Raw genomic sequence first — 23,648 nt, forward strand, 5'->3', positions numbered from 1 at the left:
GCGGTGGTCGATCATGGCATGCATATCGGGCACATTGAGTCTTGTCATCGATGGTACGCGGCACAAATCCTCGAATATAGAACTATGGTGAGCAAGCAGGCGCCTTAATACTTAGCTCCCGATGTTTTGCGTCTACTGGCTTGTCACAGAGTCCACCTTTCCCGCATGGCTTGGTCGGCCTGGCTCGTTAGCTGGGAGGATTTGATCCCAGGACGACTTCTTTCACCAAAAATTTTACCTGAGGAATCTCCGTTTTGAGTCGAGCCTCGAATTCTGATGACTCAAGAGGTGCTGCAAGAATTCTCTGAGAGTACTTAAGTCGAATGCCAATAGTGCCAACTGAGAGATCCGGAATAGGAGTCCGCTGAAAGCGCGACTTAGTTCTCGAATCTATGCTCGCTCGCGGAGAAAAAGATAACCCAAATAGAGTTAAATCTGTAGTTAGAATGCGTCGTATAATTACATGCTGCTGATCAATGGAATTGCGGACAAAGTTCCTAAAGTCATTAAGCCTTTCATCAAGTTCAGTAGTAAGATAAGCGTCCGCACCTCGTGCAAGAAGCTCATCAATCGTATCGATATATTGTAGGCACTCGGCTCTGAATTCTGCCTTAGCATTCTCGGTCGGAGTTTCTGCTGAATTCACGGCGAGTCTCTCGTAGCTATTGGAGAGGCTCGTAAGAGCAATGCTAATGGGAATATATACCTCGCCCGCTACTTTCCTGGCGTTATCAAGATAACCATCGCGTAGCTTGTAAAGGTACTGCAGTTCCACTTCCCGAATTTTGCGATTTGCAGCATAGGCGCCAACTAATGCAGTCGCTATTGCTCCAGCGGCTGCCGCGCCAACCGTTACGAGCGCGCGGGTCCAATTGTCATCCCAGTTCATCGTTTGCCCTTTTTTGATGTTGTGGATATGGAGTAAATTACAACCATCATCAAGCATTCGGCGTCTGAGAAGCGATTCGAGGACGAATAAGTGCCGTCGTGGCAGTGTTTGGCGAAGATCTACAGTTACTCCGGTTCTCAAGTCGCGGATCTATGATCTCGCGTGTAGAGATTGGATTGAGTGGCCAAATTCGGATTGAGGCGATATCGGCGGAGTAGTGATTTGACCAGATCAACATTCCATGCCGGGGATCTGGGAGATATCAGGACTTTCTCTATGAGTATCTCTACGTCGCATGTAACGCTAATCCCAATGGGATTCGGGTGTTCATTGTCCTCTATTTTTAGTGTCGCAATTCGTAGTTCCTTTTCGTGATCGAAGCTGGTGCGCTTTGACATCGCAGGAAAGAAGATATTGCCAAGTTGAATCGAGTGAGAATCGTAGTCGTGGTAATTGACTACTCCGATCTGCAGCTCTTGCAATGCCATATGAAGTGATCGTTCCAATCGATCATAAGATGATTGGATGGCGATGCCTTGTCCTTGGAGGGAATATAATCTCCACATGGCATCTGACTCAGATGAGTTCATATGCCAGCAGTTGACGAAAATGGAATTGAGTATCACGCGCGAGTCTACGAAAAGTCTTCGAAAACTCCGAAGAAAGGAGTGCGCGCCCTCGCTACCTGTTGAGGGTTGAAGGCCTAGCGTTCTCAGTATTTCCGAGGTTGGAGCACTGTCCAAATCGCTAATAAGGCGTGCTTGAAGATTTGTAAGTTGGCCTTCGTAGGGATCATCTCGGCTTAAGGCTGCGATACTGGTCATATGCAGGGCGGAATTCTCAAGCATTGCCAGGAATTTCGCGAAATCCATATATCGCCAGATTGTGGTCTGCTTCTCGGGTGCGGAGAAGTCTGGATGCGGCATTGCCGGCATAGGTTGTCTACTTTTGGAGTCGTTGATTTCTAAGCATACATAGTACGGTGAGATTGGGGATTGGAATGGATTGTGTGCGCAGGGTGCCTGGTGACCATTCCGTCAGGCTCACCTAGGGCAGCAAAATATATCTGATCAATCTATGTTGAAGGATATCCAGAAGAGTTCAGAAGCCTGAAGCCCCTTGAAGGCATCACTCCGCCGCTGCCTTCATCGCCTCGGGATTTCGCCAGTGGTGGAGCAGGTCGGCTTCCTTTTTCTTGGCCTTTACCAGATGCGCGTCCTTCACGTGGCCGTATCCGCGGATGTCGTCGGGGATGGAGGCGAGCTTGATCGCCAGCGCGTGGTTCTGCGCGGATAGGGTCGCCAGCAGCTCGTCGATCAGGGTCTCGTAGTCAGTGATGAGGCGGCGCTCGGTCTTGCGTTCCTCGGTGTAGCCGAACACGTCGAACCGGGTGCCGCGCAGGCCCTTGAGCTTCGCCAGCATCCGGAAGGCCGGGAGCATCCAGGCGCCGAACTCCTGCTTGATGAGCTGGCCGGTCTGCGGGTCTCGGCTGGAGAAGAGCGGCGGGGCGAGGTGGAACTTCAGCTTGTAGTCGCCGTCGAACTGCTTGCTGAGGCCGGCCTGGAAGGCGGTCTCGCTGTAGAGCCGTGCGACCTCATACTCGTCCTTGTAGGACAGGAGCTTCGAGTAATAGAGCGCGACGGCCTCGGCCAGGCCCGTGTGGCCGATCTTCGTCTCGGCGGCGCGGACCTTGTCGACCAGCGCCTTGTAGCGCTGGGCCAGTGCCGCGTTCTGGTAGCCGGTCAGGTGCCTGGTGCGCGAGGCCACGATCTCGTCGAGGGTCTTCGGCTGGGTGCGCGTGAAGGCGACGACGTTGTCCTTGGTTTCCTTCGGCGCGACCATCTTCTCGACGGCGGCGCGATCGTGGGCGGCGCGGCGGCCCCAGCGGAAGGCCGCGAGGTTCATCGGCACGGCGGCGCCGTTCAGTTCGATGGCGCGTTCGATCGTTTCGTGGGCCAGTGGGATCAAGCCCTTCTGGTAGGCGTAGCCCAGCACGAACATGTTGGTGGCGATCGAATCGCCCATGAGTGCCGTGGCAATGCCGGTCGCGTCGAGGAACTCGACGCCGTCGGCGCCGGCCGCAGCCTCGACCGAGAGCTTCAGCGTGTTGCTCGGGAAGGCGAGGTCGGGATGGCGGGTGAACTCGCCGGTGATGGTCTCGTGCGTGTTGACGACGGCGTGCGAGACGCCGGGCTCGAGGCTCGCCAGCGCGTTGGGGCTGGCGCTGACGACCAGGTCGCAGCCCAGCAGCACGTTTGCGCCGCCGGCGGCCAGGCGCACGGCGTGCAGCGCCTCGGGCGTGGCGCCGATGCGGACATGGCTGATCACCGCGCCGCCCTTCTGGGCCATGCCGAGCTGGTCGAGCACGGTCGCGCCCTTGCCTTCGATATGGGCGGCCATGCCCATGATGGCGCCGATGGTGACGACACCGGTGCCGCCGATGCCGGTGATGAGGACGCCGTAGGGCTTGTCCGCGACCGACGGCAGCGTCGGCGCGGCCGGCATTTCGGGCTCAGCCGCCGTGGCAGTCGCGGCGTCCGTCTTCTTCGCGGCGACCGCCTTGCCCTTCTTCAGCGATCCGCCCTCGACGCTCACGAAGGAGGGGCAGAAGCCGTTCAGGCAGGAGAAGTCCTTGTTGCAGGACGACTGGTCGATGGCGCGCTTCCGGCCAAACTCGGTCTCGACCGGCACGACCGAGAGGCAGTTCGACTTCACGGAGCAGTCGCCGCAGCCCTCGCAGACCGCCTCGTTGATGAAGACGCGCTTGTTGGGATCGGGGAAGGTGCCGCGCTTGCGGCGGCGGCGCTTCTCTGCGGCGCAGGTCTGGTCGTAGATCAGGACCGACACGCCCTTGACCTCGCGCAGCTCGCGCTGGACCTCGTCGAGCTGGTCGCGGTGATGGAAGCTGACATGCGGCGCCCATTCGGTGCCGACCGGGTACTTGTCGGGCTCGTCGCTCACCAGCGCGATGCGGCGCACGCCCTCGGCGTAGACCTGCTGGCTGATCGTCCAGGGATGGACGTTGCCGTCGTGCGGCTGACCGCCGGTCATGGCCACGGCGTCGTTGTAGAGGATCTTGTAGGTGATGGTGGTGTTGGTCGCGACCGCGTGACGGATTGCGAGATAGCCCGAATGGAAGTAGGTGCCGTCGCCCAGGTTCTGGAAGACGTGCGGCATGTCGGTGAAGTGACTGGCGCCGACCCACGGCACGCCCTCGGCGCCCATATGGGTGAAGGTCTTGGTGTTGCGCTCCATGCCGATGGCCAGCGTATGGCAGCCGATGCCGGCCATCGCCATCGAGCCGTCGGGCACCTTGGTCGATGTGTTGTGCGGGCAGCCCGAGCAGAAATAGGGGACGCGGGCGAGGCCGGCCTCGTTGCGCACCTGGCGGCCGGCGCGGCGCTTCAGCGCCTCGAAGCGTTCCTTGGTGCGGCTGCTGAAGGAGTCGAGGCCGAAGCGGGCGACGATCGCCGAGGCGATCTCGAAGGGCGTCAGTTCGCCGTCGGTCTTGAGCAGCTTCTGGCCGCGCTCGTCGGTCTTGCCGACGACGACGGGCCGGCGGTCGGCCGGGGCGTTGAACAGCGCGTCCTTGAGCTGCTGCTCGATCAGGTTGCGTTTCTCCTCGATGACCAGGATCTCGCGCTTGCCGGCGGCAAAGGCGGTGGCGCCCTCGGTCTCGAGCGGCCAGACCATGCCGACCTTGTAGATGGCGAGGCCCAGCGCCTCGGCCTCCGCGTCGCCGACGCCCAGCTCGTCCAGCGCCTGGCGCACGTCGAGATAGGATTTGCCGACGGTGACGATTCCGAAGCGGGCGTCGGGCCGGCCCAGCATCAGCCGGTCGAGCTTGTTGGCGCGCCAGTAGGCCAGCGCGGCGGGCTGCTTCACCGTGACGACGCGGCGCTCCTGGCCCAGCCAATCGTCGGGCCAGCGGATGTGCACGCCGTCGGGCGGCAGGACGAAATCGGTGGGGGTGTGGATCTCGACCCGGTGCGGGTCGATGTAGACGGAAGCCGAGCTGTCGACCGTCTCGCTCAGGACCTTGAAGGCGACCCACAGGCCCGAGTAGCGGGAGAGGGCGAAGGCATGCAGGCCCCAGTCGAGATATTCCTGGACGCCGGCGGGGTGGATGACCGGCATGCCGGCCGACATGAAGGCCGGCTCGCTCTGGTGGGCGACGGTCGAGGACTTCGCCATATGGTCGTCGCCCGCGAGGGCCACGACGCCGCCATGCTTCGAGGTGCCGGCATAATTGGCGTGCTTGAAGACGTCACCCGAACGGTCGACGCCCGGGCCCTTGCCGTACCACATGCCGAACACGCCGTCGTAGCGCGCGCCGGGGTAGAGGTGGATCTGCTGGGTGCCCCACAGGGCGGTCGCGGCCAGGTCCTCGTTGGTGCCGGGCTGGAACTCGATATGGCTCTTCTTGATGAACTTCTTGGCCTGCCACAGGGCCTGGTCGAAGCCGCCCAGCGGCGAGCCGCGATAGCCGGAAATGTAGCCGCCGGTGTTCAGGCCGGCCGCAACGTCGCGTTGGCGCTGCATCATGGGGAGGCGCACCAGCGCCTGCGTCCCGGTCAGGTAAACGCGTCCACGTTCCAGTACGTACTTGTCGTCCAGGGTCACCGCGAGGGGCATGGCAACCTCCCTGACATTTCAATATGGGAACGGTAGCGACGTTTGCACGCGTCGGGCAATGCGGAAGGCGATGGTGACCGAAAAACGACGGTTTACGTAAGCCCGGACCGGCGGCGCGGTGTGGCCGTTTCACGGTGCCCTGTTTATGTGAAATGTTGTAAGCGTCGGCTACCATGACTTCGACGTCGGCGTGACGCCCAACGTGACCATCGAGCACGGCATCCCCTCTCTCCGTCGACTGCGGCCTAAGGATTCCCGGCTCTATCTGGCCGCCCCGATTTAACGCACATTGTCATCCCGAGCGTAGCGAGGGACCCTTCATCGGTGGTCCCAACGGTCCCTCGCTACGCTCGGGATGACAATTCTCGCTTAACTGACATCGCGCGCCATTTGCCCCGGGCCGGAGCCTCCCGACGACGGGCGAGATGCGCGGCTTCGAGCTGGTCCCCGTCGAGCCGGGAAGCGTGGTAGATCGGACGACTGCGATCCGGCGCGCCTCTAGGCACGTAGCAGGTCGCGCCCCATATCAGCGGCGACGCAGGGAGTTTGTAGATGAACGTTGTGCTGGGCGATCTGCCGACCTGGAACTTAGCCGACCTCTATTCCAGTCCGAGCGGGACGGATCTCAATGCCGACCTGAAGCGCGCGGCGGCCGAGGCGGAGGCGTTTGCCAAGGATTACGAAGGCGGGATCGTCGGGCTCGACGGCAAGGCGCTGGGCAGCGCCATCGTCCGCCTCGAGGCGATGAGCGACCTGCTGGGGCGCATCGGCTCCTATGCCCAGCTCTATTCGGCGCAGGACCAGTCCGATCCCGAGCGCAACCGCTTCGCCCAGGATATCTCGGAGAAGCTGAACAACATCGGCTCCAGGCTCCTGTTCTTCCGGCTGGAGATCAACAAGATCGAGGAGGCCGACCTCGCGGAGAAGTTGAAGGCGCCGGAGCTCGCCAAGTATGCGCCATGGCTGCGCGACGCGCGCCTGTTCCGCCCGCACCAGCTCTCCGACGAGCTGGAAAAGTACCAGCACGACCAGTCGGTGGTCGGCAGCAGCGCCTGGTCGCGCCTGTTCGACGAGACGATCGCGCGGCTGCGTTATCCGTTCGGCAACGAAATGCTGAGCGAGCCGCAGATCCTCGACAGGCTGTCCAACAAGGATGCCGGGGTGCGCAAGGAAGCCGCCAAGTCGTTCGGCAAGGTGCAGGGCGACAATATCGCGGTCTTCTCGCTGATCACCAACACGCTGATCAAGGACAAGGAAATCGACGACCGCTGGCGCAAATACCCGCGGCCGCAATCGTTCCGTAACCTGGCCAACGTGGTCGAGGACGAGGTCGTCGATGCGCTGGCCGCGTCGGTGAAGGCGGCGTACCCGAAGCTCGCGCACCGTTATTACAAGCTGAAGGCCAAGTGGTTCGGCGTCGAGACCATGCCCTACTGGGATCGCAACGCGCCGTTGCCCGAACATGACGACCGCACGATCCCGTGGCCCGAGGCCGAAAAGATCGTGCTCGACGCCTACAATGCCTTTTCGCCCGAGCTGGCCGACGTGGGCCGGAAGTTCTTCGGTACCGGCTGGATCGATGCACCGGCCCGGCCGGGCAAGTCGCCGGGCGCCTTCGCCCATCCGACGGTGCCGTCGGCGCATCCCTATCTCCTGCTGAACTATCAGGGGAAGGTGCGGGACGTGATGACCCTGGCGCACGAGCTGGGCCACGGCGTGCACCAGGTGCTGGCGGCCAAGCAGGGCCCGCTGATGGCTGACACGCCGCTCACGCTCGCCGAGACCGCCTCGGTGTTCGGCGAGATGCTGACCTTCCAGTCGCTGCTCAAGACCGCGCCGGACAAGGCCACGCGCAAGGCGATGCTGGCCGGCAAGGTCGAGGACATGCTGAACACCGTGGTGCGCCAGATCGCATTCTACGATTTCGAATCGCGCATCCACATGGCGCGGCGCGAGGGCGAGCTGACGCCCGATGCGATCGGCGAGATCTGGATGGCGGTGCAGAAGGAGAGCCTCGGCCCGGCCTTCACCTTCGACGACGAGTACAAGCACTACTGGTCGTATATCGGCCACTTCATCCACTCGCCGTTCTACGTCTACGCCTACGCGTTCGGCGATTGCCTGGTGAACTCGCTCTATGCCGCCTACCAGGCCAGGCCCGACGGCTTCCAGGAAAAGTATCTCGACATGCTGCGCTCGGGCGGCGTGAAGCGTCACAAGGAGCTGCTGGCACCGTTCGGCCTCGACGCTTCCGATCCCGCCTTCTGGGACAAGGGCCTCGACGTGATCTCGGGCTTCATCGATGAACTCGAGAAGCTGTAGCTGGGGGCGCGCCACTCCAGTGGCGCGATCATCCTTGGCATCAGGCGAAGACGCGCGACTGGAGTCGCGCGCCCCCAGCCATGAGTGAAGGCGATTCCTTCGGCGGGCGGCTCGGCCGCTATGCGCGGGTCGGCACGTCAGTCGGCGGGCTGGCGGTCAAGCTGGCGGGGCAGCGCTATCTCGGCTTCAACCTCGACCGCGACAAGCATGCGGGCGAGCTGAAGGCGGCGCTGGGCGGACTGAAAGGCCCGCTGATGAAGGCGGCGCAGCTGCTCGCCACCATCCCCGACGCGCTGCCGCCGGAATATGCCCGCGAGCTGGCGCAGTTGCAGGCCAACGCACCGGCCATGGGCTGGGCCTTCGTGCGCCGCCGCATGGCCACCGAACTCGGGCCCGACTGGCAGACGAAGTTCGCGCGCTTCGACAAGGAGGCGTCGTTCGCCGCCTCGCTGGGTCAGGTCCATCGTGCCTCGCTCCTCGACGGGCGCGAGGTCGCGGCCAAGCTCCAGTATCCCGACATGTCCTCGGCACTGGAAGCCGATCTCAACCAGCTCAAGGTCGTGTTCGCGATCGGCCAGCGCTTCGATCCGGCGATCCGCACCGACGAGATCCATGCCGAGATCACCAACCGCCTGCGCGAGGAACTCGACTATCGCCGCGAGGCCAAGCACGCGGCGCTCTACCGCCACATGCTGCGCGACGAGGCCCGCGTGCACGTGCCCGGCGTCGTGGCCTCGCATTCCACCGAGCGGCTCCTCACCATGGACTGGCTGAACGGCGAGCCGCTGCTCAACTGGAAGACCCGTTCGCAGGAAGAGCGCGACGCGCTGGCGATCGCGATGTTCCGCGCCTGGTACGTGCCGTTCTATTTCTACGGCGCCATCCACGGCGATCCGCATCTCGGCAATTACTCGGTGCGGCCGGACGGTTCGGTGAACCTGATGGATTTCGGCTGCATCCGCATCTTCCCGCCGCGCTTCGTGCGCGGCTCGATCGAGCTCTATCGCGCGCTGATGACCGACGACGAGGCGCGCGCCGTCGCGGCCTACGAGGATTGGGGTTTCACGGGTCTCAGCAAGGAGATGGTCGCCATCCTCAACCGTTGGGCCGCCTTCCTCTATGGCCCGCTGATGGACGACCGGCCGCGCCGCCTCACCGAGGGCATGGCCGAGGGCTATGGCCGCGAGATGGCGCAGAACGTGTTCGGCGAGCTGCGCAAGATGGGCGGCGTGCGGCCGCCGCGCGAGTTCGTATTCATGGACCGCGCTGCCATCGGCCTCGGCTCGGTATTCATCCACCTCCGCGCCTCGATCAACTGGCACCAGCTCTTCGAGGAGCTGATCGATGGTTTCGATGTCGATGCGCTGACGCAGCGGCAGGACCTGGCGCTGAAAGAGGCCGGGCTCGCGTGAACATCCTTGTGACGGGTTCGTCGGGCTGGCTTGGCCAGACCCTCGTGCCCAGGCTTGTGCGCGACGGGCGCAAGGTCGTGGGGCTCGATCCGGAGCCGGGCGCCACGACGAGCGTCGTGGGTTCGGTCGTCGACCGCGCGCTGGTCCATCGCGTGATCCGCGACGAGGGCATCACGGCCATCGTGCACGCCGCGGCGCGTCACAAGCCCCACATCGAGACCCACGACAATTCGGAGTTCGTGGCCGTCAACGTACAGGGCACGCTGAACCTGCTGGAGGAGGCGGTGGCGCCGGGCTCGACGGTCGACCGCTTCGTCTTCACCTCGACGACCTCGCTGATGATCTCGCAGGAGATTCGCGACGGGAAGGCGGGTGGGGCGAAGCAAGCGGTGTGGATCGACGAGACGATGGCGCCGCTCAAGCCGCGCAACATCTATGGCGTCACCAAGCTCGCGGCCGAGGAGCTGTGCCGCCTGTTCAATCACCTGCACAGACTGCCGGTGATCGTCCTGCGCACCTCGCGCTTCTTCCCCGAGGAAGACGACATGGCGCACGCCATCAAGCAGTCGGGCGAGAACACCAAGGCCAACGAATTCCTGTTCCGCCGCCTCAGCGTCGAGGATGCGGCCGAGGCGCATGTCGTCGCGTTGGCCAAGGCGAGGGAGCTCGGCTTCGACACGTTCATCGTCTCTGCCCCGACGCCTTTTCGCCGCGAGGACTGCCACGAACTGATCACCGATACGCCGTCGGTGGTCGCTCGTCTTTTCCCCGAGTATGTCGCACTCTATGAAAAGCGCGGTTGGACGATGTTCGACACGATCGATCGCGTCTATGACGCGAGCAAGGCTACCCGCGTGCTGGGCTTCACCTGCCGTGCGGGCTTCCGAGAGGTTCTTGCTGCGCTGCGGTAGCTGCAACTATTCCGGATAGCGAGCGTTTTCTCGGCATGATGACCCGCATTCTCCCTCCCAAGCGTCTCGTCCGCGTCGCGGTGCTGGCAGGTGTCGCGATGGCCCTGTCCGGCTGCGGTGTCGTGGCATTTCCCGTGCGCGTGACCAGCGCGACGGCCAAGATCGTGCCGGTGGCCGGTGACGTCGTCGCCTATCCGCTCGACAAGACCGCCGACGCGATCGACTAGCCTCTCACCTTCGGCATCATGATCATGTCCCAGGGGCTCGGCACATCGCCGTGCGGGACCCAGACGAGGGCGGGCGCGTTCAGCGCGAATGCCTTGTGCAGCGCGCCTTCCAGTTGCCTGTCATCGAGCGCCTTGAACGAGGCGACGCCGAAGGAATCAGCCAGCTTTCCGAAGTCCGGGTTCTGCAAATCAGAGGCGATCAGCCGGTTGCCGTAGCGCTCCTGCTGGATGCGCTTCACGTTGCCGAAGGCGCCGTTGTCGAACACCACGACGACGACCGCGATATTGTGGCGGACGGCGGTCGCGAGTTCGCCGACCTGGTACATGAAGCCGCCGTCGCCCGCGATGGCCAGCACCTTGCGATCCGGCAGCGCGGCCTTGGCGCCCAGGGCCGTGCCGAAGCCCCAGCCGAGATTGTCCTGATAGCCGGGTGACAGGAAAGTGCGCGGCTTCTCGATGGGAAGTGCCACGCGCGAGGCGAAGCCCATCTGCGAGACTTCGTCGACGAAGATGCCGTCCTCCGGCAGCGCGTTGCGGATCGCCTTCAGGAAGGAGAGCTGCGGCTCCAGCTTCGACAGGCGCTCGGCGAACCAGGCGCGATGGCCGTTCAGCTCCTCGGCGCGCGAGGTGCGCTTGCGATTGTGCTTGACGAGCGCCGCGATCAGCGCACGAAGCTGCGGCGCGGCATCGCCGACGAGAGCGGCGTCGGGCTTGCGGAAACGCTCGGGCTCGTCGGGATCGATATCGACGCGGACGACCTTGAGCTTGTCGTCGATGCCCCAGTTGCCGTTCTGGATGAAGAAGCGCGTACCGACCGCCAGCACGGCATCGGCGTCCTTCCACAGGCGATGGCCGATCGGCATGTCGACGGCGAGGCGATGCGAGGAGGGGATGATGCCGCGCCCGCGCCGGTAGGAGCTGACCGGCGCTTCGAGCATCTCGGCGAGCTTGATGATCTCGGCCGTGGCATCCATGGCGCCACCACCCAGCACAATGATCGGGTGCTCGGCCTGTCCGAGGATCTTCGCGGCCGTCTCGACGGCCTCGTCGTCGATCGTTTCCGGCGGCAGGGGCAGCGGTGAGTCGGGGATCGCCACCTCGCTGCGCTTGGCCCATGTATCGAGCGCACATTCCAGCGCGACGGGACGAGGCCGGCCCGAGGTCGCGTGCCAGATCGCCTGGCTGACCAGGGTCGGCGCCTCCTGCGGGCTGCGGATGCGTTCGGCCCACTTGGTGATGTGGCGCATCAGGCCCAATTGATCGTGGATCTCGTGCAGATAGCCATGGCCCTTGTCGATGTCGGCCTGCGGGATCTGACCGATCAGGCCGATCACCGGCGCGTTCATGCCGTAGGCGGTGAGGAGCGCTGCGCCGGCGTTCAGCAGGCCGGGACCGGGCACGACGCTGAAGGCCTGCGGCCTGCCGGTCGCGAGCGCCGCACCCAGCGCCATGTAGGCGGCCGTCTGCTCGTGACGCGGATGGATCACCCGCAGCCGGTCCGAAGCATGATAGAAGGCGTCGAACAACGGATCCTGATGCAGGCCGGGCAGGGCATAGACCGTGTCGAGGCCGTGGCGCAGGAGGGTTTCGACCGTGGCTTCGGCGGTGCTGAGGCGGGGCATGCTGGGCTCTCTAGGGGCGGCAGGGAGTGCGGATCAAGGCGATGACATGCGGTTGATGTTGTACGCGGTGCTCGCGCTGGGCGCGATAGCGCTCCTGCTGTCTCTCCTATCGTGGGCAGCCGAGCGTCGCCTCGAAGCGCTGGCCGCGCCGTACATCACCACCGATCCGGCGAAGCTGCCGGACGTGCCCGTCGCGCTGGTCCTGGGTGCTGCGCCGATCGGCCCGGAAGGCGGGCCGAACCGCTACTTCGTCTATCGGCTCGATGCGGCGGCGGCGCTCTACAAGGCCGGCAAGGTGAAGTACCTGCTGGTGAGCGGCGACAACAGCCGCCCCGACTATGACGAGCCGACGGCGATGCGCGCCGGCCTGATCGAGCGCGGCGTGCCGGCCGAGGCGATCTATCGCGACTTCGCGGGCGTGCGGACCTGGGATTCGATCGTGCGGGTCGAATCGGTGTTCGGCCAGTCACGCACGATCATCGTGTCGCAGCGCTTCCACCTCGCGCGCGCGATCTTCCTCGCCCGGCAGCAGGGCATCGAAGCCTGGGGCTTCGAATCGCAGGACGTGGTGCGCGCCTACAGCATCGTCACGATCCTGCGCCGCTATCCCTCGGCCCTGCGCGCCTATTTCGACGTCTGGTTCGACACGCCGCCGAGATACACGGGGCCGCGAATCGCCATCGGCAAGGACCCGCCGAACTAGCGCGGCTTCGGCGCCTCGGGGGAGTTTGCCCAGTCGCGGAACTCCGGCACCGGCGATGCGACGGGCTTGCCGGCGAAATGGTTGTCGAGGTTGCGACACACGAGATCGGTCATGCGGCGCTGGGCGTGCTGCGTGCCGCCGCCAAAGTGGGGTGTCATCACCAGGTTGTCGAGGTCGAGCAGCTCGGTGCCGGTGTAGGGCTCCTCGTCGAACACATCGAGCGCGGCGCCTTCGATGATGTCGTTGCGCAGCGCATGGGCGAGCGCGGCCTCGTCGACCGCCCAGCCGCGCGAGATGTTGACCACGTGGCCGCGCGGGCCCAGCGCCTTCAGCACCTCGGCATTGATGATGTGCCGGTTGGAGGCATCCGAGCGCAGGCAGACGATCAGGTAATCGCACCAGGTGGCGAGCGCCATCACGTCGGGGAAATACTGGAAGTCGACGTCGCTGCGCTTGCTGCGGTTGCAGTAGCCGATCTCGACGTCGAAGCCCTTGATGCGTTTGGCGAACTCCAGGCCGATCGCGCCGAGGCCCAGGATGCCGACCCTGCCGCCGGTCAGGCCGGCGATGGCGCCGAAGCGGTTGGGAATGCGCTGCTTCCACTCGCCCCGGCGGATCATCTTGTCGGCACGGACCAGCCGGCGGGTCGAGGCGAGCAGGATCCCGAGCGCCAGTTCGGCCACGTCCGGCGCGTTCGCGTCGGCGCCGTGCGTGATCATGATCCCGCGCCGACGGGCGGCTTCGAGATCGACCCTCTCATAGCCCGTGCCGTAGCAGCAGAACAGCGAGAGCCGCGGCAGGGCGGCCATCATTGCATCCGATATGCCGACGCTGCCGGTGCTGACGATCGCCTGCACGGTTTCGGCCGTGCCGGGCGGGATGTCGGCCACCGTGGGCGTGGGACTGACCATCTGTCCCACGATGTCGCCGCGCTCGGAGAAGGCGGCGAGGGTGGCCTTGGTGAAATGGAAGCCGGTGAGGAGGGCGGGGCGGGCGGAAGCTGGAGCGGGCATGGGCCTAAGTATGACGCGCGTTTCATTGCAGTTAAATCGCGCTCTCTTGCGCGGCAAAAAACCGGCTTGGCAAAGAACAAATCGCTGTGCAAGGTGCAGCGCACAAAGCGTCCTGCCGCGTTCAAACGGATCTGAAGCGCTCCATGAAAATCGCCATTGTCAAAGAACGCCGGCCCCACGAGACCCGCGTGGCCGCCACTCCCGAGACCGTCAAGAAACTGAAGGCGCTGGGCGCGGAAATCACGATAGAGGCGGGCTCCGGAACGGTCGCCGCCTATACCGACCAGGCCTATAGCGAGGCCGGCGCAACCATCGTGCCGGACGCGGCCTCGGCCATCGCCGCGGGCGATATCGTCTTCAAGATCCAGCGGCCGATGACGGCCGAGGAAGGGCTCGACGAGCTCGGACTGCTGCGCCAGGGCCAGACCCTGATGTCGCCGCTCGGCGCGCTGACCAATCGGGAGCTGGTGCAGGCGCTGGCCTCGCGCGGCGTGACCTCGTTCGCACTCGAACTGATCCCGCGCATCACGCGCGCCCAGTCGATGGACATCCTCTCCTCGCAGGCCAATCTCGCCGGCTACAAGGCCGTGCTGCTGGCTGCGAACAATTACGGCCGCATCTTCCCGCAGATGATGACACCCGGCGGCACCCTGGCGCCGTCGCGCAGCTTCATCATGGGGGTCGGCGTCGCCGGCCTGCAGGCGATCGCCACGGCGCGGCGCCTCGGCTCGGTCGTCACCGCGACCGACGTGCGCCCGGCCACCAAGGAGCAGGTCCAGTCGCTCGGCGCCAAGTTCGTGGCGGTCGAGGACGACGAATTCAAGGCGGCCGAGACCGCGGGCGGCTATGCCAAGCAGATGAGCCCGGAGTACCAGGCCAAGCAGGCGGCTCTCGTCGCCGACCATATCAAGCTGCAGGACATCGTGATCACCACGGCGCTGATCCCCGGCCGCAAGGCGCCGATACTGGTCAGCGAGGAGATGGTGAAGACCATGAAGCCCGGCTCGGTGATCGTCGATATGGCCGTGGAGCAGGGCGGCAACTGCCCGCTCTCGGAGTTCGGCAAGGTGGTCGAGAAATACGGCGTGAAAATCGTCGGTCCGGCCAACCTCCCGGGCGAGCTGGCGACCGACTCTTCGGCCCTGTTCTCGCGCAACCTGCTCAACTTCATCACGCCGATGGTCGACAAGGAGACCAAGGCGCTCACGATCAACCTCGAGGACGAGGTCGTGAAGGGCACGCTGGTCACCCGCGACGGGCAGATCGTGCATCCCTCGCTGACCCAGGCTTAGGCATGCAGATTTGGCCTTCATCCAACATGAGCTGTCATCCCGAGCGCAGCGAGGGATCCTTGGCAATGCCTGATGAAGGATCCCTCGCATTCGCTCGGGATGACAACCTTTCGCTGAGCTTCGGGAGCCGATAGATGGACGACAAGATCGCAGGCGAAGCTTCCAAGCTCGCGACCCAGGCGCAGGACGTCGCCGCCCAGCTCAAGGCCCTGGCGCAGCAAATCACCGATGCGGCGGCGGCGAGCCCGGTCGCCGTTCCCGACGGCCACATGCCGTTCGTGGCGCTGCTGACGATCTTCGCCCTGTCCTGCTTCGTGGGCTACTACGTGGTCTGGCGGGTGACGCCGGCGCTGCATTCGCCGCTGATGGCGGTCACCAACGCCGTCTCCTCCGTGATCATCGTCGGCGCGCTGCTGGCGGCCGGCCTCAAGGGCCTGGGCGCCGCCCAGCTCTTCGGCTTCATCGCCGTGGCGCTGGCCGCGGTGAACATCTTCGGCGGGTTCATCGTCACGCACCGGATGCTGTCGATGTTCAAGAAGAAGCCGGTCAAGAAGTAGGCGGGAGCAGCAGGGAATGTTCACCCAGGAACTGGCCGCCTACGGCTATCTGATCGCCGCCATCTGTTTCATCATGGCGCTCCGCGGTCTGTCCTCGCCGACCACCTCGCGCGGCGGCAACCTCTACGGCATCGTCGGCATGGTGATCGCGATCGGCGTCACCGTGCTCTCGCCGGGCGTCGTCTCGCCCTGGCTGATCCTCGCCGGCCTCGTGATCGGTGGCGCGGTCGGCACCTTCGTGGCGCTGCGCATCCAGATGACCGCGCTGCCGCAACTCGTGGCGGCTTTCCATTCACTGGTCGGTCTCGCCGCGGTCTTCGTGGCCGCCGCTGCATTCCTTTCACCCGAGGCGTTTGGCATCGGCCTGCCCGGCAAGATCAAGGCCCAGAGCCTGATCGAGATGGGACTGGGTACCGTGATCGGCGCCATCACCTTCACCGGCTCGGTCGTGGCCTTCGCCAAGCTGCAGGGCCTGGTCACCGGCTCGCCGCTGGTCTTCAAGGGCCAGCATCCGCTGAACGCGCTGCTCGGCATCGCGCTGATCGTGCTGCTGGTCTGGTTCGCCATGCGCGGCCATACCTCGACCTTCGTCCTGCTGGTCGTGCTGTCGCTGGCGCTGGGCTTCCTGCTGATCCTGCCGATCGGCGGCGCCGACATGCCCGTTGTAGTGTCGATGCTCAATTCCTATTCGGGATGGGCGGCGGCGGGCATCGGCTTCACCTTGGGCAACACCGCGCTCATCGTCACCGGCGCGCTTGTCGGCTCCTCGGGCGCGATCCTGAGCTACATCATGTGCAAGGGTATGAACCGCTCGATCTTCAACGTGATCCTGGGCGGCTTCGGCACCGACAGTGCAGCAGCCGGCGGCCCGGCCGTGAAGAACGACAAGCCGGTCAAGGCGGGCTCCGCTGAGGATGCGGCCTTCCTGATGAAGAACGCGCAGTCCGTCATCATCGTGCCGGGCTACGGCATGGCGGTGGCGCAGGCCCAACACGCGCTGCGCGAGATGGCCGACCTCCTGAAGAAGGAAGGCGTGCAGGTCCGCTACGCCATCCATCCGGTGGCGGGCCGCATGCCCGGCCACATGAACGTGCTGCTGGCCGAGGCCAACGTCCCCTACGACGAGGTCTTCGAACTCGACGATATCAACCGCGACTTCGCCTCGACCGATGTGGCCTTCGTGATCGGCGCCAACGACGTCACCAACCCGGCCGCCAAGACCGACCCCAAGAGCGCGATCTACGGCATGCCGATCCTCGACGTCGAGAAAGCGCAGACCGTGCTGTTCGTGAAGCGCGGCATGTCCTCGGGCTATGCCGGCGTCGACAACGAACTGTTCTTCCGCGACAACACGATGATGCTCTTCGCCGACGCCAAGGTGATGTGCGAGAACATCGTGAAGGCGCTGGAGGGCTCCGCGCATTAGCGAATCGGCGACAGCCGACGCAACGCCGGGGGAAGGAGCCAGGCCTTCCCCGTCAGAGACAATCACCATTCGCCAGAGGACGACGCTCGGCCGGCAGGTCCTGGGCGGGGTGTTCAGCATTGTCGTGGTCATCGGACTTCCGGTGCTCGCCTGGTGGGTCTGGCGGTCGTTCGTCTCGACGCACCCGGTAGCGGCCCATGTATACGGCTTCCTCATCCTCGCGCTTGGCGCGCTTGGTGTTTGCGCCATCGTCAGGAACCTGATCCGGCCCGTGCCTTTTGTTATCCAGATCTCCGAAAAAGGGATCACGGCTTACCGGGGGCGCACGCCGGATTTCATCCTGTGGTCCGACATCAAGGGAGCACACGCCGCCGTCATCGGGAGAAAGCAGGACAACCAGCAGATCGTCGCGCTGCAACTCGTCGATCCCCGATCCTTCTATGCCCGCCTCGACGCCGACAAGCCACGATGGCTGGGGCCGGACACCGGACTGCGGCCCGAGTACTATCCTCTCACCTGTACCGGGCTCGATTTGAAGCCGGGGCAGGTTCTCCTGGCCGTCAACGAGTCGATCCGTCGGTGGGGCACGGCCAATCCCGATCCATCGCCCGAAACGAGCTACCAGACCCTGTTCACCCGCTTACCGGGGCGGGCACCGTTCGCGATCGGTCTGGTGCTGCTGGTTGCCTTTCTGGCGGCACCCTTCGCGCTATTCAGTCCGCCACGCTGGATCGACGCGGCGGAGAATTGCGAAGTGCGCAATCGGTACGATGGTAGGGAGTGGAGACGTGCGAAAACGACGACCGTCACTTGGACGGGACCGTGCGTCGATGGCCGCGCTCAAGGGTTGGGTATGCTCGAATGGTTTCGTGATGGCGTGTTGACGGTGCGGTATTCCGGACACCTGGAAGGAGGCCGGATCACCGGACAAGGCGAGTTGGCCAAATCGGAAATCAAATACGAAGGCACGTGGAAGGACGGCAAATTGCAGGAGGGGAGCGCGACCTATCCTGACGGCCGGCGCTACAGCGGCAAATGGGACTTGGGGAGCTGGACCAGAGGCGTGCTGACAGCGCCGGGCGGCTATCATCTCGAGGATCGCTGGTACCGAGGACAGCTCACGGGCAAGAGCGTCGCTCGCGGACCGCAGGGGCAGTACGAAGGTAACTGGACCAACGGCGTTCCCGAGGGCACAGGCGTTTTCGTGACACATGACGGCCGACGCTTCGAAGGGAAGTGGCGCGATGGTCGGCCCGTCGATCCCGAAGTCGCTCGTCTCCAGGATCAGGAGAAATGGGATTGCCTGTGGGATAGAGCCTCAAGGCCATTCGGAGACCGCTTCACGGGTGTCGGAACGGCGAGATGTCGAAACCTGTGATCTCCGTGACACCCGGAGAAGGCCCTCCGCCCGAACCGATCGCCATTCGACACAAGGCGATCGTCGGATGGAAGGCAATCGGCGCCGGCGTCTTCTTCGGGGGCCTTGGCTACCTCCTCTGGTCGACTGCAGTCTCCACCCATCCGATCGCCGCTTATGTTTACGGCGCGATATACATTGGCGTCGCGATATTCGGCCTCTGGCAAGGGATCGGGCTGGCGATTCGGCGACCGGTCGCTCTCCTAATTGGCCGTGAAGGGATCACGGTTCTTGGCAGGCACTCGCCAGACCTGATCCGGTGGTCAGATCTAAGGGGAGCGCATACTGCCACCATCGGGAGCCGGGGGCGCGACGAGATCGTCGCGTTACAGCTCGTCGATCCGGAATCCTTCTATGCCCGGCTCGAAAGCGACAAGCGTGGATGGTACTGGCGCAGTTCGAGAGCGCGTCCGAACTGCTATCCGATCTACTCCAGCGGACTGGATATTCCACGACTGGAACTGCTCAAGCTTTTCGAAGATGGCATCCGCAGATGGGGGAGCGCCAATCCCGATTTGCGGCCGCAGACGAGCTATCGGGCCTTCGCCAACTGGTCGCCGGTCCCGGTGCCTCTGATCGTCATGGGCGTGGTGATTGCCATTGCCCTACTGGCCGCACCCTATGCCCTCTTGAGGCCGCCGCAGTGGATCGAGGCGGCCGAAAACTGCGACGTGAGCAATCCGTATGCGCGCAATTGGTGGCCGAGAAGGAATTCTGGCAATCCGTGGAGACGGATGCGTGCTGTCTGGACGGGGCGGTGTGTCGACGGGCGCGCCGATGGCGAAGGCACTCTCGAGTGGTTCCGCGATGGAAAGAGGGTTGTTCGCTATTCGGGGCAAATGGAAGGTGGTCGAATCACGGGGCGCGGCGAGCGTACAGAATACGACACAGTATGGGGACTGGGTCAGCTTATAAAATACGAGATCCGATACGACGGCCTTTGGAAGGATGGCGTCTTGCTGGAGGGGGCGGTGACATTCCCTGACGAGCGGCAGTACCGGGGAACCTGGAACCTGGGGGAGTGGGCCACCGGCGTGTTGACGATGCCTGGGGGATGGCAGTGGGACGGACGATGGTATGCGGGAAGGCTGACGGGCGAGGGAACCGCGAAGGGACGGCAGGGCGAGTTCAAGGGCAACTGGGCCGACGGCGTTCCGCAGGGAGCAGGCGTGTTCGTCACACGTGACGGCCGGCGTTTCGAAGGTACGTGGAAGGACGGTAAACCTGTCGACGCGGAGCTAGCACGCCTGCAAGAGCAAGAGAGATGGGATTGTCTGTGGACGGTTCTTCCCGGGCGTTACGATAGCCCTGTCAGGAGCGAGCCGTGGGGATGTCGGATTCGATGAACCCCAGGGAATCGGCCTATCGCGCCGTCATCTTCGACATCGGGGGCGCGGTCGATCTCGAGTTCGCCTGGGAGATGGCGGTCGATGGCGCCATTGCGGCGGCCTGTGGGCTGGAAGGCATCCGCGTCGATCCGGCGATGGTCGAGGAAGCCTCCGAGCAGGCGGTGGCTGCCTTTGCGCCCGATGTCGTGCACCACATGATCGAGACGCTGTGCGGCGGCGAGCCCACGACGATGGCTCGTGTGGCGCGGAGGGTCGAGGCCATGACAGGACAACTCGATGCCTTCCAGATCCGGCCCGAGATCGAGTATCTGCTGAAACGTCTCAAGGCACGCGGCCTGGTGCTCGGTGCGCGCGAGCCACGCTGGGAGCGATTGGAGCGGGCCGGGATCGCCGGCCTGTTCACGCGCGATCACGACGTCCCACCGGCCGAATGCATCCTGGTCGGCGACCGCATCGACGCCGACATCGCGCCGGCCAAGGCTGCCGGCATGGCCACGATCCAGTTCCGCTCCGGTCGCTGGCGCCGTCAGCGGCCACGCTCGGAGGCGGAGATACCCGATGCGGTCGTGACCGATGTGGCTGAGTTGGAGGCAGCTATCGTCGCGCTCATGACTTGAAGAAAGCGGCGCCGAGATTTTAACTCACGCGTCAATACGCAGGAAAGCCATGTCCAGCAAAGGTAATCCGCTTCGTCGTGTGAACCCCGGCGCATGTGCGTCGGCAGATGAATTGAGACGGACGGTCAAAGAAGCATTTACTGATCCGAGGCCAAGCATTCCGGCCCGGGAAGTCTTCCGTCGACTGCGCGAACACCATATGGCGGCAGTCGTCGCTGAGGCGTCGAACCTAAATTGATCTTTCGATAAGGCCTCATTGGAGCGCGCCACTCCAGTGGCGCTCAAGCTTCGTCACTCGAAGGTATGAGCGCCATTGGAGTGGCGCGCTCCGAAACTCAGTCTTCGCGCTAACCAAACAAAAACCCCCGGGAATGCCGGGGGTTGTCGTCTCGTGTCGACAAGGGAGGACTAGTAGCCCTCGCGCTCCATGCGCTTGCGCATCAGCTTGCGCGTGCGGCGGATGGCCTCGGCGCGCTCGCGGGCGCGGCGCTCGCTGGGCTTCTCGTAGTTGCGGCGGAGCTTCATCTCGCGGAAGATGCCTTCGCGCTGCATCTTCTTCTTCAGGACGCGCAGCGCCTGATCGACGTTGTTTTCACGAACGAGAACCTGCACTTCGATCGCTTCCTTCCAATGCGGCTTGGCCCTGCGGATCGTCCGGGGCCGGAATTCAGAGGCGGCGTAGGTATCACAGGGGGATACCCTTGGGAACCCCCCGTCTGGGGCTTATATTCACGATATGATCGAGAATAACACCCCAAATTTAGCGGAAATTGACCCCGACGCCGGCCTGCGGGACCGACTGGCCGACGCAGTGATGGCCGAGGCCGCGTTCGAGGGGTGGACCCGGACGGCGCTGGCGGCGAGCGGCAGGACGCTCGACCTGCCGGTGGGCGAGGCCGAACGGCTGTTCCCGGGTGGGCCACTCCAGGTCGTGACCTATGTCAGTGAGCGCGCCGACCAGCGCATGGTCGAAGACATGGAGAAGGAGGGCGCCTCGGCCCTCAAAATCCGGGACCGCATCACGCGCGCCGTCCGCATCCGGCTGGAGCGTCATGCCGGCCAGCGCGAGGCGGCGCGGCGGGCGCTGTCGATGCTGTCGCTGCCGTTCAATGCCGGGCTGGCGCTGAAGCTGCTCTACAGGACGGTCGACGCGATGTGGTACGCGGCCGGCGACACCAGCACCGACTTCAATTTCTACACCAAGCGGGCGACCCTGGCGGGCGTCTATTCCTCGACCTTGCTCTACTGGCTGAACGACCGCTCGCCGGGCGCCGAGGCCACCTGGGCCTTCCTCGACCGCCGCATCGACGATGTGATGAAGTTCGAGAAGCTGAAGGGGCAGATCAGGTCTTGGGGTGGGCCCAAGCGGACGGCAACACGTAGGTGACGTGACCCATCTTGCGGCCGGGGCGGGCCTCCGCCTTGCCGTAGAGATGCAGGCGGGCCGTCGGATCGGCGAGATAGCGCGGCCAGTCGTTGGCCTCGTCGCCGATCAGGTTCTCCATGCGCGACGGCGCCAGCACGTCGACGGACCCCAGCGGCAGGCCGCAGACGGCGCGCACCAGCTGCTCGAACTGGCTGGTGGCGCAGGCGTCCATCGTCCAGTGCCCCGAATTGTGCGGCCGCGGCGCCATTTCGTTGGCCAGCACGCTTCCGTCCTTCGTCACGAACATCTCCAGCGCCACCAGGCCCACCAGCTCGAGGCCCCGGGCCAACTCGACACCGAAGCGCTCGGCGGTGGCCAGTGTCTTGGCCGGCAGTCCTGACGGCACGGTCGTGGTGCGCAGGATGCCATCACGGTGGCCGTTGATGCCGATGGGGAAGCAGCGCGTCGTGCCGTCGAGGCCCCGCGCCACGATGGCCGAGACCTCACAGTCGAAATCGACCATCGCCTCCAGGATGCATTCGCGCCGGCCGAGCTTGTTCCAGGCCGCCGCCAACCCGACCCGGTCGGCCACGCGCGCCTGGCCCTTGCCGTCATACCCCTCGGTGCTGGTCTTGAGGATGCCGGGCAGGGCGGTGGCGCCCGCGATGTCTGCCTCGGAGCGGATGGGCTGGTAGTCGGCCGTGCCGATGCCGAGCTTGCGCAGGAAGTCCTTCTCGCGGAGCCGGTGCTGGGCGAAGTGGATGGGCTTCACGCCCGGCCGCACCGGCTTCAGCTTCCCGCATTCGAGGACGGCGCTCTCGGGCACGTTCTCGAACTCGTAGGTGACGACGTCGACTTGGGCCGCGAAGCGGGCCAGTGCCCCGGCATCCTCATAGGCGCCCCGGGCATGGCCGGCGCAGACCTGCGCGGCGATCGGATGCTCATCGGGAGCGTAGACGATGCACTGGTAGCCCAGCCGCGCGGCCGCGAGCGCGGTCATACGGCCCAATTGGCCGCCGCCCAGGATGCCGATGGTCGATCCCGGCGGCAGAGGTCGGAACGCAGGCATCAGCGGTGGGCTGGGGCGTCGTCGGAGGGGATCTTGGCGACGGCCAGCGACTGGCGGGTGCGCCAGGCTTCGAGTGCCGCCATGATCTTGGTGTCGCCAAGACCGACGATGGATGCAGCAAGAAGGGCAGCATTGATCGATCCGGCACGTCCGATCGCCAGGGTTCCGACGGGAATGCCGGCCGGCATCTGGACAATGGAAAGAAGACTGTCCTGGCCCTTCAGGGCGGCGCTTTCGACCGGAACGCCCAGGACGGGCAGCGGGGTCATGGCCGCCGTCATGCCCGGCAGGTGAGCGGCACCGCCGGCGCCGGCGATGATCACCTTCAGGCCGCGTCCCTTGGCGCCCGAGGCATAGTCCATCATGCGCTCGGGTGTCCGGTGGGCGGAAATGATGCGCGCCTCGAAGGGGACGCCCAGCGCCTCCAGCGTCTCGGCGGCGTGGCGCATGGTCGCCCAGTCGGACTGGCTGCCCATGATGAGGCCGACCACCGGCTTCGCAGCCGGGCGGCGTTTGGTTGTTTTCGTGGCCATGACTCTTCTCAGGCGATGATATCGGGAATGAGCTGGCTTTCCAGTCGCAGGATCTGGTCCTTCAGCCCGAGCTTGCGCTTCTTGAGGCGCTGGAGCTGGAGCTGGTCGAACGGCGGCTTCTCGATCAGGCGATCGATCACCTCGTCGAGGTCGCGATGCTCGCTCTTCAGGGCCTCCAGTTTGGCCTTGATGGTCTGGGCGTCCGGCGGTTCCGAGGACGTCAGGTCGTTCATGCGGGGCGCACTCGTCCAGGGCAGGCTAGCCACGTCGCTCCCGGCCGTGTACCCC

At 64.5% G+C, this 23,648-nt stretch carries 20 protein-coding genes; 12 read left to right on the forward strand and 8 right to left on the reverse strand.

Features of this window, described 5'->3' with window-relative positions; translation table 11 throughout:
• Positions 1-187 precede the first annotated feature (187 nt).
• Both AC1ROX_RS16680 and AC1ROX_RS16685 read right to left on the reverse strand, forming a co-directional pair.
• Positions 188-946, reverse strand: coding sequence for a hypothetical protein (locus tag AC1ROX_RS16680; RefSeq protein ID WP_493127080.1), 759 nt, complete (start codon positions 944-946; stop codon positions 188-190).
• A gap of 1,071 nt (positions 947-2,017) precedes the next feature.
• Entirely contained in the window at positions 2,018-5,524 is a 3,507-nt protein-coding gene (locus AC1ROX_RS16685; RefSeq protein WP_493127081.1) for an indolepyruvate ferredoxin oxidoreductase family protein, read from the reverse strand.
• 552 nt (positions 5,525-6,076) lie between these two features.
• Here AC1ROX_RS16685 and AC1ROX_RS16690 point away from each other — a divergent pair.
• The 4 genes from AC1ROX_RS16690 (at position 6,077) to AC1ROX_RS16705 (ending at position 10,396) form a co-directional block, all read left to right on the forward strand.
• Positions 6,077-7,846 carry a M3 family oligoendopeptidase gene (locus AC1ROX_RS16690; protein ID WP_493127083.1) on the forward strand — a complete coding sequence of 590 codons (1,770 nt, stop codon included), beginning with the start codon at positions 6,077-6,079 and terminating at the stop codon, positions 7,844-7,846.
• A gap of 80 nt (positions 7,847-7,926) precedes the next feature.
• A complete protein-coding gene (locus AC1ROX_RS16695; protein WP_493127086.1) occupies positions 7,927-9,258 on the forward strand; it encodes an ABC1 kinase family protein in 1,332 nt (443 codons plus the stop codon).
• Positions 9,255-10,169: an NAD-dependent epimerase/dehydratase family protein gene (locus AC1ROX_RS16700; RefSeq protein WP_493127088.1), complete on the forward strand. Its 915-nt coding sequence runs from the start codon at positions 9,255-9,257 to the stop codon at positions 10,167-10,169. The genes AC1ROX_RS16695 and AC1ROX_RS16700 overlap by 4 nt, the downstream gene beginning before the upstream one ends.
• 35 nt (positions 10,170-10,204) lie before the next feature.
• Positions 10,205-10,396 (forward strand): DUF6726 family protein, encoded by a 192-nt coding sequence (locus AC1ROX_RS16705; protein ID WP_493127090.1) that lies wholly within the window; start codon positions 10,205-10,207, stop codon positions 10,394-10,396.
• Here the strand turns inward: AC1ROX_RS16705 and AC1ROX_RS16710 are convergent.
• The gene (locus tag AC1ROX_RS16710) at positions 10,393-12,018 is read right to left on the reverse strand and encodes a thiamine pyrophosphate-dependent enzyme (RefSeq protein WP_493127092.1); all 1,626 of its coding nucleotides are present in this window, start codon (positions 12,016-12,018) and stop codon (positions 10,393-10,395) included. The genes AC1ROX_RS16705 and AC1ROX_RS16710 overlap by 4 nt on opposite strands.
• A 46-nt stretch (positions 12,019-12,064) precedes the next feature.
• Between AC1ROX_RS16710 and AC1ROX_RS16715 the strand changes: the two genes are divergently transcribed.
• Complete coding sequence (locus AC1ROX_RS16715) at positions 12,065-12,721, forward strand: SanA/YdcF family protein (protein WP_493127094.1); 657 nt, start codon at positions 12,065-12,067, stop codon at positions 12,719-12,721.
• On the opposite strand, the gene AC1ROX_RS16720 is transcribed toward AC1ROX_RS16715, so the two are convergent.
• Positions 12,718-13,734 carry a 2-hydroxyacid dehydrogenase gene (locus AC1ROX_RS16720; protein WP_493127096.1) on the reverse strand — a complete coding sequence of 339 codons (1,017 nt, stop codon included), beginning with the start codon at positions 13,732-13,734 and terminating at the stop codon, positions 12,718-12,720. The genes AC1ROX_RS16715 and AC1ROX_RS16720 overlap by 4 nt on opposite strands.
• Before the next feature lie 143 nt (positions 13,735-13,877).
• On the opposite strand from AC1ROX_RS16720, the gene AC1ROX_RS16725 reads away from it, so the two are divergent.
• The 6 genes from AC1ROX_RS16725 (at position 13,878) to AC1ROX_RS16750 (ending at position 20,392) form a co-directional block, all read left to right on the forward strand.
• Complete coding sequence (locus tag AC1ROX_RS16725) at positions 13,878-15,026, forward strand: Re/Si-specific NAD(P)(+) transhydrogenase subunit alpha (RefSeq protein WP_493127098.1); 1,149 nt, start codon at positions 13,878-13,880, stop codon at positions 15,024-15,026.
• A gap of 134 nt (positions 15,027-15,160) precedes the next feature.
• Complete coding sequence (locus tag AC1ROX_RS16730) at positions 15,161-15,583, forward strand: NAD(P) transhydrogenase subunit alpha part 2 (protein ID WP_493127100.1); 423 nt, start codon at positions 15,161-15,163, stop codon at positions 15,581-15,583.
• A gap of 16 nt (positions 15,584-15,599) precedes the next feature.
• Positions 15,600-17,009, forward strand: a complete 1,410-nt coding sequence (locus AC1ROX_RS16735) for an NAD(P)(+) transhydrogenase (Re/Si-specific) subunit beta (protein WP_493127101.1) — start codon at positions 15,600-15,602, stop codon at positions 17,007-17,009.
• A gap of 109 nt (positions 17,010-17,118) precedes the next feature.
• Entirely contained in the window at positions 17,119-18,387 is a 1,269-nt protein-coding gene (locus AC1ROX_RS16740; protein ID WP_493127103.1) for a hypothetical protein, read from the forward strand.
• Positions 18,372-19,772 carry a hypothetical protein gene (locus AC1ROX_RS16745; protein WP_493127104.1) on the forward strand — a complete coding sequence of 467 codons (1,401 nt, stop codon included), beginning with the start codon at positions 18,372-18,374 and terminating at the stop codon, positions 19,770-19,772. Before AC1ROX_RS16740 ends, AC1ROX_RS16745 begins: the two co-directional genes overlap by 16 nt.
• Positions 19,769-20,392 (forward strand): HAD family hydrolase, encoded by a 624-nt coding sequence (locus AC1ROX_RS16750; protein ID WP_493127106.1) that lies wholly within the window; start codon positions 19,769-19,771, stop codon positions 20,390-20,392. The genes AC1ROX_RS16745 and AC1ROX_RS16750 overlap by 4 nt, the downstream gene beginning before the upstream one ends.
• Positions 20,393-20,800: 408 nt before the next feature.
• On the opposite strand, the gene rpsU is transcribed toward AC1ROX_RS16750, so the two are convergent.
• A complete protein-coding gene (gene rpsU / locus AC1ROX_RS16755; protein ID WP_020696578.1) occupies positions 20,801-21,004 on the reverse strand; it encodes a 30S ribosomal protein S21 in 204 nt (67 codons plus the stop codon).
• Positions 21,005-21,128: 124 nt separating this feature from the next.
• On the opposite strand from rpsU, the gene AC1ROX_RS16760 reads away from it, so the two are divergent.
• Positions 21,129-21,779 carry a COQ9 family protein gene (locus AC1ROX_RS16760; protein ID WP_493127108.1) on the forward strand — a complete coding sequence of 217 codons (651 nt, stop codon included), beginning with the start codon at positions 21,129-21,131 and terminating at the stop codon, positions 21,777-21,779.
• Here AC1ROX_RS16760 and AC1ROX_RS16765 read toward each other — a convergent pair.
• From AC1ROX_RS16765 to AC1ROX_RS16775, 3 genes are read right to left on the reverse strand one after another with little or no spacing between them, the layout of a single operon-like run.
• On the reverse strand, positions 21,736-22,827 hold the full coding sequence (locus tag AC1ROX_RS16765) for a 5-(carboxyamino)imidazole ribonucleotide synthase (RefSeq protein ID WP_493127110.1): 1,092 nt from the start codon (positions 22,825-22,827) through the stop codon (positions 21,736-21,738). The genes AC1ROX_RS16760 and AC1ROX_RS16765 overlap by 44 nt on opposite strands.
• A complete protein-coding gene (gene purE, locus AC1ROX_RS16770) occupies positions 22,827-23,360 on the reverse strand; it encodes a 5-(carboxyamino)imidazole ribonucleotide mutase (protein WP_493127112.1) in 534 nt (177 codons plus the stop codon). The genes AC1ROX_RS16765 and purE overlap by 1 nt, the downstream gene beginning before the upstream one ends.
• A gap of 8 nt (positions 23,361-23,368) precedes the next feature.
• Entirely contained in the window at positions 23,369-23,593 is a 225-nt protein-coding gene (locus AC1ROX_RS16775) for a YdcH family protein (RefSeq protein WP_493127114.1), read from the reverse strand.
• Positions 23,594-23,648: the final 55 nt, after the last annotated feature.

This window comes from Reyranella sp. GW821-FHT14A01 (assembly GCF_058803965.1).

Bases quoted from the DNA above. Each gene is read 5' to 3' on its own strand.
- AC1ROX_RS16680 (WP_493127080.1), bottom strand. From the start codon at position 946: ATGCTTGATGATGGTTGTAATTTACTCCATATCCACAACATCAAAAAA.
- AC1ROX_RS16685 (WP_493127081.1), bottom strand. From the start codon at position 5,524: ATGCCCCTCGCGGTGACCCTGGACGACAAGTACGTACTGGAACGTGGA.
- AC1ROX_RS16690 (WP_493127083.1), top strand. From the start codon at position 6,077: ATGAACGTTGTGCTGGGCGATCTGCCGACCTGGAACTTAGCCGACCTC.
- AC1ROX_RS16695 (WP_493127086.1), top strand. From the start codon at position 7,927: ATGAGTGAAGGCGATTCCTTCGGCGGGCGGCTCGGCCGCTATGCGCGG.
- AC1ROX_RS16705 (WP_493127090.1), top strand. From the start codon at position 10,205: ATGATGACCCGCATTCTCCCTCCCAAGCGTCTCGTCCGCGTCGCGGTG.
- AC1ROX_RS16710 (WP_493127092.1), bottom strand. From the start codon at position 12,018: ATGCCCCGCCTCAGCACCGCCGAAGCCACGGTCGAAACCCTCCTGCGC.
- AC1ROX_RS16715 (WP_493127094.1), top strand. From the start codon at position 12,065: ATGCGGTTGATGTTGTACGCGGTGCTCGCGCTGGGCGCGATAGCGCTC.
- AC1ROX_RS16720 (WP_493127096.1), bottom strand. From the start codon at position 13,734: ATGCCCGCTCCAGCTTCCGCCCGCCCCGCCCTCCTCACCGGCTTCCAT.
- AC1ROX_RS16725 (WP_493127098.1), top strand. From the start codon at position 13,878: ATGAAAATCGCCATTGTCAAAGAACGCCGGCCCCACGAGACCCGCGTG.
- AC1ROX_RS16730 (WP_493127100.1), top strand. From the start codon at position 15,161: ATGGACGACAAGATCGCAGGCGAAGCTTCCAAGCTCGCGACCCAGGCG.
- AC1ROX_RS16735 (WP_493127101.1), top strand. From the start codon at position 15,600: ATGTTCACCCAGGAACTGGCCGCCTACGGCTATCTGATCGCCGCCATC.
- AC1ROX_RS16745 (WP_493127104.1), top strand. From the start codon at position 18,372: ATGTCGAAACCTGTGATCTCCGTGACACCCGGAGAAGGCCCTCCGCCC.
- AC1ROX_RS16750 (WP_493127106.1), top strand. From the start codon at position 19,769: ATGAACCCCAGGGAATCGGCCTATCGCGCCGTCATCTTCGACATCGGG.
- AC1ROX_RS16760 (WP_493127108.1), top strand. From the start codon at position 21,129: ATGATCGAGAATAACACCCCAAATTTAGCGGAAATTGACCCCGACGCC.
- AC1ROX_RS16765 (WP_493127110.1), bottom strand. From the start codon at position 22,827: ATGCCTGCGTTCCGACCTCTGCCGCCGGGATCGACCATCGGCATCCTG.
- purE (WP_493127112.1), bottom strand. From the start codon at position 23,360: ATGGCCACGAAAACAACCAAACGCCGCCCGGCTGCGAAGCCGGTGGTC.
- AC1ROX_RS16775 (WP_493127114.1), bottom strand. From the start codon at position 23,593: ATGAACGACCTGACGTCCTCGGAACCGCCGGACGCCCAGACCATCAAG.